The 14,556-nt window shown below is 73.1% G+C and carries 12 protein-coding genes; 10 read left to right on the top strand and 2 right to left on the bottom strand.

Going from position 1 to position 14,556, the window contains the following annotated elements; genetic code table 11:
* Positions 1-3: 3 nt before the first annotated feature.
* The 4 genes from ACQP2Y_RS31110 to ACQP2Y_RS31095 all read left to right on the top strand — a co-directional run bounded on the left by ACQP2Y_RS31110 (position 4) and on the right by ACQP2Y_RS31095 (position 3,990).
* Positions 4-432 carry a hypothetical protein gene (locus tag ACQP2Y_RS31110; RefSeq protein ID WP_433718800.1) on the top strand — a complete coding sequence of 143 codons (429 nt, stop codon included), beginning with the start codon at positions 4-6 and terminating at the stop codon, positions 430-432.
* The gene (locus ACQP2Y_RS31105) at positions 429-1,289 is read left to right on the top strand and encodes a methyltransferase domain-containing protein (protein ID WP_433718798.1); all 861 of its coding nucleotides are present in this window, start codon (positions 429-431) and stop codon (positions 1,287-1,289) included. Before ACQP2Y_RS31110 ends, ACQP2Y_RS31105 begins: the two co-directional genes overlap by 4 nt.
* A gap of 229 nt (positions 1,290-1,518) precedes the next feature.
* Positions 1,519-3,486, top strand: a complete 1,968-nt coding sequence (locus ACQP2Y_RS31100; RefSeq protein WP_433718796.1) for a fibronectin type III domain-containing protein — start codon at positions 1,519-1,521, stop codon at positions 3,484-3,486.
* A 24-nt stretch (positions 3,487-3,510) separates the two neighbouring features.
* Positions 3,511-3,990 (top strand): GNAT family N-acetyltransferase, encoded by a 480-nt coding sequence (locus ACQP2Y_RS31095; protein WP_433718794.1) that lies wholly within the window; start codon positions 3,511-3,513, stop codon positions 3,988-3,990.
* Between the two features lie 78 nt (positions 3,991-4,068).
* Here ACQP2Y_RS31095 and ACQP2Y_RS31090 read toward each other — a convergent pair whose 3' ends face one another.
* Together ACQP2Y_RS31090 and ACQP2Y_RS31085 are read right to left on the bottom strand one after the other, a co-directional pair.
* A complete protein-coding gene (locus ACQP2Y_RS31090) occupies positions 4,069-4,656 on the bottom strand; it encodes a DUF3455 domain-containing protein (protein ID WP_433718793.1) in 588 nt (195 codons plus the stop codon).
* Positions 4,657-4,772: 116 nt separating this feature from the next.
* Positions 4,773-5,582, bottom strand: a complete 810-nt coding sequence (locus tag ACQP2Y_RS31085; protein WP_433718792.1) for a hypothetical protein — start codon at positions 5,580-5,582, stop codon at positions 4,773-4,775.
* A gap of 448 nt (positions 5,583-6,030) precedes the next feature.
* Between ACQP2Y_RS31085 and ACQP2Y_RS31080 the strand changes: the two genes are divergently transcribed.
* From ACQP2Y_RS31080 to ACQP2Y_RS31055, 6 genes are all read left to right on the top strand, one after another.
* Positions 6,031-7,839 carry a translation initiation factor III gene (locus ACQP2Y_RS31080; RefSeq protein ID WP_433718790.1) on the top strand — a complete coding sequence of 603 codons (1,809 nt, stop codon included), beginning with the start codon at positions 6,031-6,033 and terminating at the stop codon, positions 7,837-7,839.
* 61 nt (positions 7,840-7,900) lie between these two features.
* The gene (locus ACQP2Y_RS31075; protein WP_433718789.1) at positions 7,901-9,373 is read left to right on the top strand and encodes an NADH-ubiquinone oxidoreductase-F iron-sulfur binding region domain-containing protein; all 1,473 of its coding nucleotides are present in this window, start codon (positions 7,901-7,903) and stop codon (positions 9,371-9,373) included.
* A complete protein-coding gene (locus ACQP2Y_RS31070) occupies positions 9,370-9,927 on the top strand; it encodes a TlpA family protein disulfide reductase (RefSeq protein WP_433718787.1) in 558 nt (185 codons plus the stop codon). The genes ACQP2Y_RS31075 and ACQP2Y_RS31070 overlap by 4 nt, the downstream gene beginning before the upstream one ends.
* 3 nt (positions 9,928-9,930) lie before the next feature.
* Positions 9,931-10,791 carry a cytochrome c biogenesis CcdA family protein gene (locus tag ACQP2Y_RS31065; protein ID WP_433718785.1) on the top strand — a complete coding sequence of 287 codons (861 nt, stop codon included), beginning with the start codon at positions 9,931-9,933 and terminating at the stop codon, positions 10,789-10,791.
* A 2-nt stretch (positions 10,792-10,793) separates the two neighbouring features.
* Positions 10,794-12,611 (top strand): serine/threonine-protein kinase, encoded by a 1,818-nt coding sequence (locus tag ACQP2Y_RS31060; protein ID WP_433718783.1) that lies wholly within the window; start codon positions 10,794-10,796, stop codon positions 12,609-12,611.
* A 158-nt stretch (positions 12,612-12,769) separates the two neighbouring features.
* Positions 12,770-14,524 carry a serine/threonine protein kinase gene (locus ACQP2Y_RS31055; protein WP_433718782.1) on the top strand — a complete coding sequence of 585 codons (1,755 nt, stop codon included), beginning with the start codon at positions 12,770-12,772 and terminating at the stop codon, positions 14,522-14,524.
* Positions 14,525-14,556 lie beyond the last annotated feature (32 nt).

Raw genomic sequence — 14,556 nt, 5'->3', positions numbered from 1 at the left:
TTCATGACTGCGAAGCTGCGCCGTACGCTCCTGCTCCTGCAAGCCGCCACCGCCCTGTTCGTGGGCGCGTGGGCGGCCGCGGCGCCGGCCTTCTGGTGGCGGTCCTTCCCGGGCGCCGGCCACCACTGGCTGCCGATGCTCGGCACCTACAACGAACACCTGGCCCGCGACGTCGGCGCCCTCTACCTGGCCCTGGCGGTGGTCACCCTGGGCGCGGCGGCCCGGCCCGCCGACGACTTCCTGGTACGGCTGACCGCGCTCGCCTGGCTAGCCTTCTCCGTGCCCCACCTGATCTACCACCTCGGGCACCTCGCCCACTACGCCCCGATCGACCAGGCCGGCAACGTGGTGACCCTGAGCCTGGTGACCCTCGTACCGGCCGTGCTGCTGGCCTCCCGCCGAGCGCCCCGCGGGGCTAGCGTGTCCCGGTGACGACCGACAGGTGGGCGAACTGGCTGCTGCGGCACCGCGACGGCGGCTCGGCCGGCCTGCGCTCCCAGTTCGCCCCGCAGCTGACCGCCTACCGCGACGGCGTCCTGGACCGCGCGGCGATCTCCCCCGGGGACACGGTCCTCGACGTCGGCACCGGCACCGGGCTGATCGGCCTGGGCGCCCTCGACCGGGTCGGACCGGCCGGCCGGGTCATCTTCAGCGACATCTCCGAGGCGCTGCTGGACGAATGCCGCCGGCAGGCCGACCCGGCCCGCTCGTCGTTCGTACGGGCGGCAGCCGACGACCTGAGCCCGATCCCGGACGCCTCGGTGGACGTGGTGACGACCCGCTCGGTGCTCATCTACGTGACCCGCAAACCGGCGGCCTTCGCCGAGCTGTACCGGGTGCTGCGCCCCGGCGGCCGGCTGTCCGTCTTCGAGCCGATCAACAACTTCCCGGCCCGGATGGGCCACGACACCCTGCTCGGCCTGGACCCGGCGCCGATCGCCGACCTGGTCGCCAAGATCCGCACGGCCTACCTGACGGCCGCGCCGGCAACCGCCGCAATGCTCGACTTCGACGAGCGAGACCTGGTGCGCTGGGCGGCGGAGGCGGGCTTCACCGGGGTACGGCTGGACTACCGCGCGGAGGTCGACATGCCAGGGCCGCCGATCACGGACTGGTCCGCCGTCCGCCGCACGGCGCCGAACCCGTTGGTGCCGACCTACGGGGAGGTGCTCGACATGGCGTTGACCCCGGCTGAACGGGACCGGTTCGACGCGCACGTCCGGTCGCTGGCCGATGTCCCGACCCGGCACACGGCGGCCACGGCCTACCTGAGCGCTACCCGGGCCTGATCCGGGCGCCAGCTGACGTCTCCGCCCGGCACTCGTCGGCGGCGGCCTCGTTGGGCGCGATCCGGGCTTGATCCGGCCAACCCGGCGGCCGATCGCAGCGCGCGTCCTCATCCGGCACTCGTCCGCGACGTATGCCCGAGCGGGACGCGGACCCGGACCCGGCCCGTCCGGCGGGACGAATAGTACTTTCCGGGTGTCCGGCGCGATTCGGTGTGATTCGCTGAGCCGCATGTGGATCTTCACCCGGCGGGTCGCCGGGGTCGTCGCGGCGGCCGCCCTTGTACCACTGTGGCCCGCGGCCGGGGCGGAAGCCGACCCCGGACCGGACGCTGTCCGCGCGGCCCAGGCCGAGGTGCTCCGGCTGGCCGGCCTGGCCCTCCGCCCGCTGCCCGAGCCGCTCGCCGGCTCGCCGACGGTAGGCGCCGCCGGCCCGCAAGGTGAGCGGCCGGTTGGCCCGGGGGCCGACCCGACGGGCGGGCGCACGGTTGGTCCGGAGGGTGGGCGGGCGGTCGGCGAGGAAGCCGGCGCTGGGGACGGCTCGCCGGGTGGGTGGGCAGTCGGACCGGAGGGTGAGCTGACGGGCGGCCCGGAGGCCGGTCCGCCGGTTGATCCGGCGGTCGGGGCGGTGACCGGCTGGGCTCCCGGCCCTTCCGCCGCCGAGTCCGGCCCCGGCGCCGGCCTCACCGCCGTCGGCGGCCGGCACACCTGCGCCGTCGTGCAGTACTCCGATCTCTGGTGCTGGGGCGGCAACGACCACGGCCAGCTCGGCGACGGCACCACCCGCGACTCCGCCCGCCCGGTGCGGGTCACCGCGTCCGGCAAGCTGGTCGAGGCCGCCCGCATCCTCGCCGTCCATTCGGGCAGGGTGCACACGTGCGCGCTCACCTTGGAGTACGCCGCCATGGGCCTGGTCGTCTACTGCTGGGGCGGCAACGACGAGGGCCAGCTGGGTGACGGCAGTTTCGCCGACCGGCACCGGCCCGCGCAGGTCGCCGGGAACGCCGTGCAGGTCGTCACCGGGGCCGAGCACACCTGCGTGCTCGATATCGAGCTGACCGTCTCCTGCTGGGGGCGTAACGACGTCGGCCAACTGGGCTTCGGCACGCTCGGCACCAGTGAGGCCAATCCGCAGCAGGTGCCCGGGCTCACCGGCGTCATCGATCTGGCCGCCGGGGATGAGAGCACCTGTGCGCTGGAGCAGAGCGGGAAGGTCTGGTGCTGGGGTTCCGACTCGGACGGTCAGCTCGGGGACGGCGGCGGCGCCGGTGATCCTGCGGCGAGTCCGGTTGCGGTCGGCGGTGGGCCGTACACGGAGATCAGCGTCGGGCGGCGCCATGCCTGCGCGCTCGGGCCGAAGGGTGCCGCCTACTGCTGGGGTGCCGGTGACCGTGGGCAGCTCGGCCGGGGTGGTGATCGCTCTGCCCCGCGGCGGGCCGGCCTGCGGGTCTATTCCGGTCTCCGCGCCGGTGGGGATTCCACCTGTGGGCTCACCGGTGGCGGGGCCGCGTACTGCTGGGGTGCCAACGATCATGGGCAGCTTGCGGTCGGTGGCAGCTCCGACCAGGCTTTGGCGGCGCCGGTTGACCGTCGTGGGATCCGGACGTCGACGTTGGTGCGGTTGTTGCTCGGGCGTCCCGCTCCTATCGTCACCGATCTGTCGGTGGGGGCCGATCGCAGTTGTGCCGTGGACGTCTCGCAGGCTGTCTACTGCACCCGTGACGGTGTGCTCAGGGCCGTACCGCTGGCTCCTGGTGCTGTCACCGGGGTGCGGGCCTTGGCCCGGCCCGGTGGTCTGCAGGTCAGCTGGGCCGCGCCGGCCACGCCGGGTGCCGATCGGATCGCGGCGTACGTCGCCGTTGCTTTCACCGGCCGGACCCTGGACGGCGGCCGGTCCTGCACCGCCCGCCCCACGCAGTCCTGCACCGTCACCGGCCTGACCGGGGGCAAGCGCTACACCGTGGTCGTCGCCGCGGTCAGCCACGGCGGGGTCTCCTTCAGCGCTCTGGGGCACGGCACGCCGCAGTCGGCCGGAGTGGGGCTGCCGGTCACCGGGCCGGGTCCGCTCGCCGCAGCCGGTCTCGTCCTGCTCACCGCCGGCTGGACAGTGCTGAGGGCCGGTCGTTCGGTAGGCTGCCGCCACCGGATCCCAGGTGCGGTGGTGAGCGGGCCCGGCGGCGACGACGCGACGGCCCGGTGATCCGGGCCGGGACAGGAGCGACGGATGGCTGAGATCGGCCTGCGGGCGGTGCGCGACGACGATCTGGACCTGATCTACGACCAGATGCGTGATCCCGTCGCGGTGCGGATGGCCGCGTTCACCGCCGATGATCCCGACGACCGGGCCGCCTTCGACGCGCACTTCACCCGGATCCGCACCGATCCGGAGATCCTGCTGTTCGCGATCACCGTCGACGGCGAGCTGGCCGGCACGGTGGCCAGTTTCCCGGTCGGTAACGACACCGAGATCACGTACTGGCTGGACCGGGCCCGGTGGGGGCGGGGAATCGCCACCCGCGCCGTGGAGCTGCTGCTCGATCTGGTGCCGGTGCGGCCGATCACGGCCCGGGCGGCCAGTGACAACGCCGGCTCGCTGGCGGTCCTGCGCAAGGCGGGCTTCCGGCCGGTCGGCAAGGAGGTCGCGTACGCGACCGCCCGCGGCACGGAGATCGAGGAGACGGTCCTGCGCCTCGATGAGCCCTGACCGAGAGATGCCGGTGCACCGCCGCATCGGCGGGGCACCGGCATCCGGCCCCTCGGAAAGGTCAGTGTTTCGCGGCAGTCAGCTCTTCTTGAAGAAGCGGTAGACCGCCTGGTACGACACCGAGGCTGTCGCGCCGGTGGTGCAGGCCGTGGCCGGGGCGACGCCGCCGACCGTGGACAGGCGCTGGATGAAGGTGACGTCGCCGAAGACGCCGGGGCCGCGGCTGGCCTTCGCCGTGACGAGCAGCTGCGGGATGCTGTTCGGGGTCGCCGACGGCGCCGAGACCGGACCGGTGCCCTCGACCAGTGAGCCGTCGTCGGGCGACTGCCAGCTGGGGCCGCGGAAGTGCAGCGCGGAGGCCACCTTGACCGGGTTCAGGGTGATGCCGGTCAGCGACGCGGCCGGCTCGATCAGGGTCCACTTGGTGTCCGTACAGCCGTAGACCTGCACGCCCTTGGCCTTGAAGACCGAGGTCAGGGTGTTGCCGGGCGGGGGGACGAGGGCGGCCGGCACCGGGGCGGCGCCGCCGAGGAACCGGTCCGCCGCACTCGCCGCGGTCACCGGGGCGGGCTTGTCGTCCGCGAAGGAGACGCCGGCGGAGACACCGACGAGCGCCAGCGCGGCGGCGCCGACCCCGGCCGAGATACGGACAGTCTTGGTCTTCAAGGATCCTCCACAGTAGGGGGTAGCGCCCGACCCACCCTAGGGCTACCGTCCGCGACGGTCTCTTAACTGCGGCCTAAGTCTTCCGCAGGTTTACCCCAGGAAGTTGTGGAGGAAGATCAGTTGGTGGGGTAGAAGCCGGTCGGCAGATCGCTGCCGTGTTTCGGCGCCCGGCCCCGCATGCGCAGCCGCAGCAGCAGCCCGACCCCGAGGAAGACCAGGATCCCGCCGACGATCAGGCCGGCCCCCAGCAGGCTGGGGGTGCCACTGTTGCTGCCGGTCGGCACCGCGGCGACGTCCACGTCCTTGTCGGTGGGTTCCGGCTCGGCGGTGGCCTCGTCGTCCGCCTCCTCCGCCTCGGCGGACTCGCTCGGTGACGGGCTGGCCGAGGGGCTGGGCGACTCGCTCTCCTCCGGCTCCTCCCGCTCGCCCTTGACCTCGCTGCGCGAACTCGTCTCCTGCAGCAGGGTGCGGCCCGCGTTGAAGGCCTGCGCGCGGAAGGTGACCCGGCCCGGCTCGGCTTCGTCGTCGAAGGCGATCTGGTAGCGGGCGGTCACCGTACGACCCCGGCAGAGCAGGCCCGGGTCGAGCTGCACGTCGGTGATCCGGGCGGTGCCGGCGGCCACGTTCTGCACCTGTACGGGGAAGTCCCCGTCCTCGTCGCGGGCCACCTCCACCTCGTCCAGGCCCGGCCCGTCCACCTCGAGCAGCAGCGACCAGCGCACCTTCACACACCGGTTCTGCTCGCTGGTGGCGACCACGGTGACCTGTCGCGCGTCGGCCCCGGCGGTGAAGGTGCGGGGCAGCTCGGTGATCTCGACCTGGAAGCCCGGCTCGACCGCGGAAGCCCGGCCGGGCATGATCAGGGTCGCGGCCGTGGCGGCCAGGATGGCGCACAGCAGAGCAGCGCGATGCCGCACAGCAATCATCTCCTCACGCTATGGCGTCAACTTGCACGCACGTGAGGTAGTTCGGGAGGGCCGGGCGAAAGGTTCACCCCGGACCGGTGATTCCCACCTCGATAACACTTTATTTTTGCCTTAGCCCCGGGTTTCCGAACAGTGTCTTGCCTGGTCAGGGCACTTCCGGGCGAGATCGGTAGCATGCTCGCGCAAACTTCGCCGCAAAGAACTTCCCGAACGTTCATCCGAACCCCGGCCACACACGTAGATGGGGGAGGGCAGGAGACCGGCTTTCACTCAGGGTGAGGAAGGGCAGGCCGCCGGTAGACCGGCCCGACAGTAACGAGCGCGGGGCATCCCCCACGGATGCCGGCGTCCCGACCGCCCAGGACGGACGCTGTACCGCTGCGGAGAACGAGGAGTTATGGCCCGGACGAAGATGAACCAGCGATCCGCCAGTCGTGTGGACGTCCCGATGAGCGCTACCGGCGGCCGGACACCGCCGTCGATGATCACCTACGCGGTGCTCGGCGTCTCCGTCCTCGCCGCGCTCTGGGCCGCCGCGATGCTGACCCCGGCCGGCCAGAAGGCGTACGTGTACGTCTTCGCGTACACCGAGTTCTACGTGGGCGTCGTCGCGCTCGTCTCGCTCTCGATCACCATCATGGTGGGACTAGTCGCCACCGACCGGCTGGTCCTGTCGATCCGCCAGCGGGTACTGCTGCAGTCCGCGCACCGCACCACCGGCGTGATCGCGGTCGTGGCCCTCTTCTTCCACGTGTGGACGAAGGTGGCGATGAACTACATCGGCGTGATCGACGTGTTCGTCCCGTTCCTGGCGCCGTACAAGACGATGCTCATCGGCTTCGGCACCATCTCCGGTTACATCATGGTGATGGTGATGTGGACCGGTATCGCCCGGTCCCGCTTCGTCGGCAAGGGCAAGCCCTGGATGTGGCGGGGCATCCACGCGATCTCGTACCTGATGTGGCCGATCGCCCTGCTGCACGGTCTGGGCGCCGGGCGCGCGGCCAAGCCGTGGGTCATCGTCTCCTACATCATCTGCATCCTGCTCGTGCTGGTCGGCCTGGCCGTGCGCCTCTCGGTGCGGCTGAACCGCCGCAAGGACTTCGCGTCGCAGGCCGGCACCGGCACCGGCAAGATCCAGCCGGTCGGCAAGCTGGTCCCGACGACGACCCCGAGCAGCAAGGGCCGGGGCAAGAGCCGCCGCGACGACGCGGTCGTCGTCGACGGGTCGGCCGCCCTGGCCACCTGGACGCCGGCCGCTCGCGCCACCGGCGCGCCGCCGCTGGTCGAGACCGCCGCCAAGCCCGTCAGTGCCCCCGCGAGCGCGCCGATCAGCGTGCCGCCGGAGCCGGCGCGCCGGCCGCGCCGCGGCGTCGACGACGAGGAGCGGGTCCGCCGCCGCCGTGACTTCGACGACGCCCCCACCCAGCGGTGGGAGTTCGAGGAGGACGACCTGCCGGCGCCGCGCTCGCGCGGCTACGCCGAGGAGGACGCCCCGGCGCCCCGTCAGCGCCGCGCCGCCGAGCGCTTCGACGAGCCGACCAGCGCCATGTCGCGCCGGGCGCTCGACGAGGGGATGCGCAGCTACGCCGACGAGGACGAGGTGCCCGCGCCGCGCGGCCGCCGGCGGGCGGCCGGTGACCCGTACGTCGAGGAGCCCCCGGCCCGCTCGCGGCGTTACGCCGGCACCGAGTTCGAGGACGAGGCCCCGGCCCGCGGCCGGCGCTACGCCGACGAGGACGAGATGCCCGCGCCGCGTTCCCGGCGCGTCGTCGAGGAGGAGGCGCCGCGCTCCCGGCGTTACGCCGCCGACGACGACGTCCCGGCACCGCGGCAGCGGCGCTACGTCGAGGACGACCGGTACGAGGAGGCGCCGCCCCCGCGGCGGCGGTCCGCCCGTTACCCGGACGACGAGCCGCCGCGGCCGTCGCGCTCGTCGCGCTACACCGACGATGTCGAGACTGCGCCCCGGACCCGGCGCGACCGGGGCGCCGACGTCGACAGCGCCGACTCGGGACGACACAGCCGCAGCGAGTTCGTGGACCTGGCCGGGGCGCCGCGCGCCGTGGCCGGTCCGGACCTGGAACCCGACGAGACGCCGACCCTGGTCGACATGGCGTCGCGCCGGGCCCGCCGGGCGACCCAGCCGGAACCCGTCCGGGCGGCGAGCCGGGGGGCTCGTCGCGGCAGCAGGGGCAGAGCGGACGAATCGGCTGACGACGTCTACTGGCGTCAGCTGCGAGGGGAAGCACAGTGACTGAGCGCGCCATCGACCGGATCGCCCGCCGTGGCGATGCCACCCGTAGCGGGGCATCGTCTTGAGCGCCGATCTGGTCCCTCCGGTCACCAGCATCGGGACCCCGCGGATCACCGCGGGCTTCGACGAGTACGGCCGCCTGGACCTGATCGCGCATCAGGAGGTGCACGGCGGCTTCGCGGCGCTGTCCAGCGGTGAGCTGATCGGTCTGGCCGACCGGATCGAGCTGCGCGGCCGGGGCGGTGCGGGGTTCCCGTTCGCCCGCAAGGTGCGCGCGGTGCTCGACTCCTGCCAGCGTCAGGACCTGCCGCCGGTGATCGTCGTCAACGCCACCGAGGGCGAGCCGCCGTCCTGGAAGGACAAGGCCGTGCTGACCCGCGGCCCGCACCTGATCCTGGACGGCGCGGCCCTGGCCGCCGCCGCGCTCGACGCCGAGGAGATCGTCATCGGCATCGCCGACGACGGCATCGGGCAGGATTCGCTGGCCGCGGCCCTGGCCGAGCGCCGGATGCCGGTGCCGACCCGGATCGTCACCGTCCCGCACCGGTTCATCTCCGGCGAGGGCGGCGCGCTGGTCCGCGGCATCAACGGTGAGGCGCACATCCCGCCCGGCCGTAAGGTCCGTTCCAGCGACAACGGCGTCGGCGGGCTGCCCACCCTGCTCTCCAACGCCGAGACGTACTCGCAGCTCGCCATCGCGGCCCGGCTGGGCCCGTGGGAGTACAACGCGGTCGGCATCCCCGAGGAGCCCGGCACGGTCATGCTGACCGTCGGCGGCTCGGCCACCGCGCCCGCCGTGATCGAGGCACCGACCGGCACGCCGCTGATGGACGTGCTCACCATGTGCGGGGCCGACATCGGTCCGGGCCTGCTGGTCGGCGGCTACCACGGCAAGTGGATCAGCGCCGAGGCGGCGAAGACGGTGACCATCTCCCGCAAGGGCTTCGCCAAGGTCGGCGGCACGCTGGGCGCCGGCATGCTGATCCCGATCGGCTCGACGACCTGTCCGCTGGGCGAGGTCGCCCAGGTCACGCAGTACCTGGCCGGGGAGTCGGCGGGTCAGTGCGGCCCGTGCCGGCTCGGCCTGCCCGACCTGGCCCGCGCGGTGACCCTGGTGGCGCTGGGCGGCAGCGCGCTGGAGAACGTCCGGCAGGCGGCCGGTGTGGTGAAGGGCCGTGGTGCCTGCAGCCACCCCGACGGCACGGCCCGGTTCGCGCTGTCGGCGCTCGAGGTCTTCGCCCGCGACGTGGAACTGCACGCCAACGGCGAGGGCTGCGGCAAGCAGGTGCGCGGCGTCCTGCCGTTGCCGTACCACACCGATCAGGGGGCGCGGAAGCTCGCGGTGGACTGGTCGCGGTGCGACGGTCACGGTCTCTGCTCGGCGGTCGCCCCGGAGATCATCCGGCTGGACGCGAACGGCTTCCCGGCGTTCCCGCAGACGCCGCTGCCGCCGTGGCTGGAGAACGGTGCCCGCAAGGCGGTCAACGTGTGCCCGGCGCTGGCGCTGCGGCTGACGGAAGCGGTGAAGAAGTGACCCGGCTGCTGTCCGGGCTGGTCGCCGGGGTCTGCCTCGGGCTCCTCGCGGGCTGCGGCCCGGCGGCCTCCGAGCCGGTCGCGGCGTCGGAGCCGATGCCGGCCGCACCACCGGCGAGCGCTGCCGCAGAGCCCGCCGCGCCCGTGACGGTGCCGGCGTCGCTGAAGTTCACGGGTAAGACCCTGGACGGCAAGGCGTTCGACGCGGCGACCATGGCCGGCAAGCCGACCATCCTGTGGTTCTGGGCGCCCTGGTGCGCGACCTGCGCGAGCGAGGCCATGTCGATCGCCGACCTGCAGCAGGAGTACGCGGGCCGGCTCAACATCCTCGGCATCGCGGGCCTGGGCAACAACAAGGACATGCACGAGTTCGTCGCCGACCTCGAGGTGGGCGCGGTGCCGCACCTGGACGACGAGCCGGGCAAGCTGTGGAAGAAGTTCGGCATCACGCAGCAGAGCACCTACGTGATCCTCGATCGGGCGGGCAAGATCGTCACCACCGACTATCTGGACGACCTGCAGCTGACCACCAAGGTCAAGTCGCTGGTGGCGTGAGCCGTGCGGGCCACGCTGCTGCTCGCGCTGACCGCCGGGATGCTCGGTGCGGTGAACCCGTGCGGCTTCGCGTTGCTGCCCGCGTACCTGTCGGTCCTGGTTGCCGGCGATGAGCCGCGGGTCGCGGGCGGCGGTCCGGCCGCCGTGGGCCGGGCGTTGCGCTGCACGGCCGCCCTGACCACCGGTTATGTCCTGGTCTTCGGGGTGTTCGGGCTGCTGCTGGCCCCGCTGACCGGGTGGCTGATGCCCCGGCTGCCGTGGCTCACCGTGGTCTTGGGGGCCGGGCTGGTGGTGCTCGGCGGCTGGCTGCTCGCCGGGCGGTCCCTGCCGACCCCCGGCCGGGGGATGCGCGCGCCCCGCCTGACCGGGACGGCCGCGTCGATGGTCCTGTTCGGCATGGCCTACGCGATCGCGTCGCTCGGCTGCGCGATCGGGCCGTTCCTCGCGATCGTCGTCTCCAGCCTGCGCGCCGGCTCCACCGTCGAGGGTGTGGCCCTGTTCGTCAGTTACGCGGCCGGGATGGGTCTCGTGATCGGCGTGACCGCCCTCGCCGTCGCTCTGGTCCGGGTCTCCGCGGTGTCGCGCCTGCGCCGGGCGGCGGCTTTCGTGCCCCGGATCGGCGGCGCGGTGCTGGTCGTCGCCGGAGCGTACGTGGCCTACTACGGATGGTATGAGCTGCGCCTTGTCAAGGATCTGAGGACTTCCGGGCAGGATCCGATCGTGAATCTTGCCTCGAATCTCCAGCGCGAGTTGAGTGGTGTGGTCGGCCGGCTCGGCGCGGGATGGTTCGTGCTCCTGCTCGCCGCGCTGGTCCTGACGGCGCTCCTGCTGTCGCGGCGCCGTCGTACCTCAGTGGGGAGTTGACCGTGGACACCGCGTACCGCGTGACTCCGCTGCGCCGTGGGGACCCGGAGCAGCTGGGCGAGTACTGGCTCACCGGCCGGCTCGGCTCGGGCGGCATGGGCGTGGTCTACCTGGCGACCGACCGCGACGACAACTACGTGGCCATCAAGCTGGTGCACGCCGCCCTGGTCAACGACCCGGAGTTCCGCGGGCGCTTCCGCAGCGAGGTGGAACGGGCCCGGCAGGTGCCGTCGTTCTGCACCGCCGAGGTCCTCGACGCGGACCTGGACCACAACCCGCCGTACCTGGTGGTCGAGTACGTCGACGGCCCGAGTCTGGGCGAGGTGGTGGAGGAACGCGGCCCGTTGCGCGCGGCGGCCCTGCACTCGCTGGCGGTCGGGGTGGCGACCGCGCTGACCGGCATCCACGGCGCCGGGGTCATCCACCGCGACCTCAAGCCGGACAACGTGCTGCTGGCCCCGGGCAGCCCCAAGGTCATCGACTTCGGCATCGCCCGGGCCTTCGAGGCGACCAGCCAGCACACCCGTACGGACCAGATGGTCGGCACGGTCGCCTACATGGCCCCGGAACGCTTCTCCTCCGAGCCGGGCACGCCGCTGACGGCCGCCGCGGACATCTTCGCCTGGGGTTGTGTCGTGGCCTACGCCGGCACCGGCCGCACGCCGTTCCACGGTGACTCGCCGCCGGCGACCGCGGCCCGGATCCTCACCCAGCCGCCGCACCTGAACGGGCTGCCCGAGTCGCTGCGGGAGATCGTCGCCCTGTCGCTGTCGAAGGACCCGGAGGAGCGGCCGACCGCCCGCGAACTGCTCGACATGCTGCTGGGCGACGACCAGCGCGGTGCGCGCCCGTCGGCCCGGCAGCGCACCACGGTGTTCAGTGCCCCCGTCGTCCCGGCCCCGCCGGTCGTGGCCGAGTATTTCGAGTCCGACGACAACTACCCGCCCCGCCCCTACGCCACCGACCACTACTCCCGCGGTGAGGTGCCCGCCGGCAGGGGACGGCCGCGGGGCCATCGGCTGCTCGCCGTACTGGCCGTCCTGCTGGTCGTCGCGGGCGTGGCCACGGTGGCGCTGGTCCTGAACGCGCAGCGCGGCACCGGCGACCCGTCGACCACCGGAGGATCGCCGCGCGGTGGCGCTGCCGCCGGCGTCGAGCAGTCCACCGGGCAGGACGGGGCAGCGGCCCCGGAGAGCCCGCCACCCACCGAAGCGGCCGACTACGAGGACGACGACGGCGCGGACCGGACCCCGGTGGAGCCGGACGGCGGCGAGCCGATCATCCAGGACGCGCTGAACCGGCCCGGCCAGTGGCTGGACAGCGAGATCCGGGAACAGAACGCCAACTGCTCCACCCGCGGCGTGATGCGCGCCGCCCGGGTCGACCGCGGCACGTACCAGTGCGTCGGCCCGGACGAGTCCATCGCGGACGACTTCGGCGTGGAGGTGACCACCGCGCTGCAGTCGGCCGGCAGCTGCGCGGCGATCTGGTTCCACTGGGACCCGCGGCGCGGCGGGCAGGTGCTGCGCGTCTGCCAGAACGAGATGTCGGTGGCGGCGGACCGGCCGGACGACCGCCGGGTCTACGGCCGGATCCCGCTCGACCAGCGGATCGACCTGCGCGAGTCGGTCCGCGTGCACCTGGTGGTCCGCGAGGGCGAGGCCCAGGTCTTCCGCGGCGGTGACTTCGCGGGCTCGGTGCGGCTGCCCAAGGACGGGCCGGAGCAGGGCCAGGTGCTGCTCGGCCTGAGCGTCGAGGCCGTCGACACCGACCCGCCGTACGCCGTGACCTTCGCCGACGTGGACATCCGGTCCTTCTGACGCTCGCGCCGGCCCGTCGGTGGCGAAGACAGTGATCTGTGTCGGTTGTGCGCCAACCGGCGGACAGGTCTTCGCAGGCGATGACAAGGCCCTATAGGGTGACCTTTCCTGTCGGGGGTGGGGCGGCGTCATGCCGCGGGGGCGTAGGAGTAAACGGCATGTCGGACGAGCGGACCAGCCCGCTGCGCCCGCGTGACCCTCGCCGGCTCGGTTCGTACGAACTGCTCAGCCGGCTCGGCGAGGGCGGCATGGGCACTGTCTATCTGGCCCGCAGCGCCGCCGGTGTGCTCGTCGCGGTCAAGGTGGTCCGGGCCGACCTCGCGCCGGACGACGCGTTCCGGCGCCGGTTCCGCAGCGAGGTCAACCGGGTCCGCCAGGTGCCGCCGTTCTGCACCGCCGAGGTGCTCGACGCCGACCCCGATCACGAGCAGCCCTACCTGGTCGTCGAGTACGTCGACGGGCCGAGCCTGGCCGAGGTGGTCGAGGAGCGCGGCCCGCTCACCGCGTCCAATCTGCACAGTGTGGCGATCGGGGTGGCGACCGCGCTGACCGCCATCCACGGCGCCGGGGTCATCCACCGCGATCTCAAGCCGCGCAACGTCCTGCTCGCCCCGGGCAGCCCCAAGGTCATCGACTTCGGCATCGCCCGGGCGATGGAGGCGACCAGCGCCCACACCAGCACCGACCAGATGGTCGGCACGGTGGCGTACATGGCGCCCGAGCGGTTCGGCCCCGACCTGGACGTGCCGCTCACCCCGGCCGCCGACGTGTTCGCCTGGGGCGGCGTCGTCGCGTACGCGGGCACCGGCCGCACCCCGTTCAGCGCCGACTCCCCGCCGGCGACCGCGGCCCGGATCCTGACCCAGCCGCCGGACCTGTCCGGGCTCAGCGGCCCCCTGCGCGACCTCATCGGGCACGCGCTGGAGAAGGACCCGGCCAACCGTCCCAGCGCCCGTGAGCTGCTGGATCTGCTGGTCGACGGCCCGCAGCGACCGGCCGCCTCCGGTGCCGCGCTCGACCACCAGCCCGGCCTGCGCTTCGCCGCGCAGGAGGCGCAGGCGGTCACCGGGGTGCACCCCGCCGCGCTGCTCACCGAGGTCACCGCCGCGCCCACCCTGATCGGCTACTCGGAGAACTCGATCGTCACCCAGCCGGTGCCGACCTCACCGGCCGCCCCGGACACGCCGTTCTCCCACGACCCCACGCCGCGCCGGCCGTGGGTGCTGCCCGCCGCGGTGGTCCTGCTGGTCCTGGCGATGCTGGCGGTCGGCGGCGTGGTGGCGACGCTGTGGCCGAACGGTGGCAACAGCACCGGCGCCACGATCGACCCGCGCGTCGAGGAGTCCGAGCAGACCGTGCTGCTCTCGGACCCGCTGACCGGGCAGCGCCTCTGGCAGGCCACGTCCCTGGAGGACGAGCAGGCCGGGTGCTCGTTCGACGGCGGCCTGGTGGTCAGCCGCGCGACCCGCGGCGTCTTCCGCTGCCGCGGACCGGAGGACTACGAACCCCCGGACGTGCAGGCCGAGGTCAAGGTCCGGCTGCTGACCCCGGACAGCTGCGCGTCCATCTGGATGCGCTTCGCGCAGAACCGCGGCTATCAGGTACGCGTCTGCGAACGCAACGTGTACGTCGGCACCCACAAGTCGACCACCACCGAGGTCTACAAGACGTTCCCGCTCGACGACCGCCCGATCGACGTCGGCGCCCCGGCGACCGTGATCACGGTGAGCGTCGTCGGCGAGACCCTCGAGGTGCTGCGCGACGGCGAGCTGCTCGGCGCCGTACCGGTGCAGGACAAGGACATCCGCGGCGGGCGGGTCGTGCTCGGCATCTTCACCGAGCGCAGCGCGCCGGTGAAGGGGCCGTACCAGGTCGCCTTCAACGACATCAAGATCTGGCCGATCGACCGCTGAGCGGCCGCTCGGGGCCGGGCCCGGCGCGGTGG

The organism is Actinoplanes sp. CA-051413 (genome assembly GCF_050955795.1).
Taxonomy (GTDB): Bacteria; Actinomycetota; Actinomycetes; order Mycobacteriales; family Micromonosporaceae; genus Actinoplanes.
Note: the sequence above shows the minus strand (reverse complement) of the source record. Positions and strands in the feature narration are given on the sequence as shown.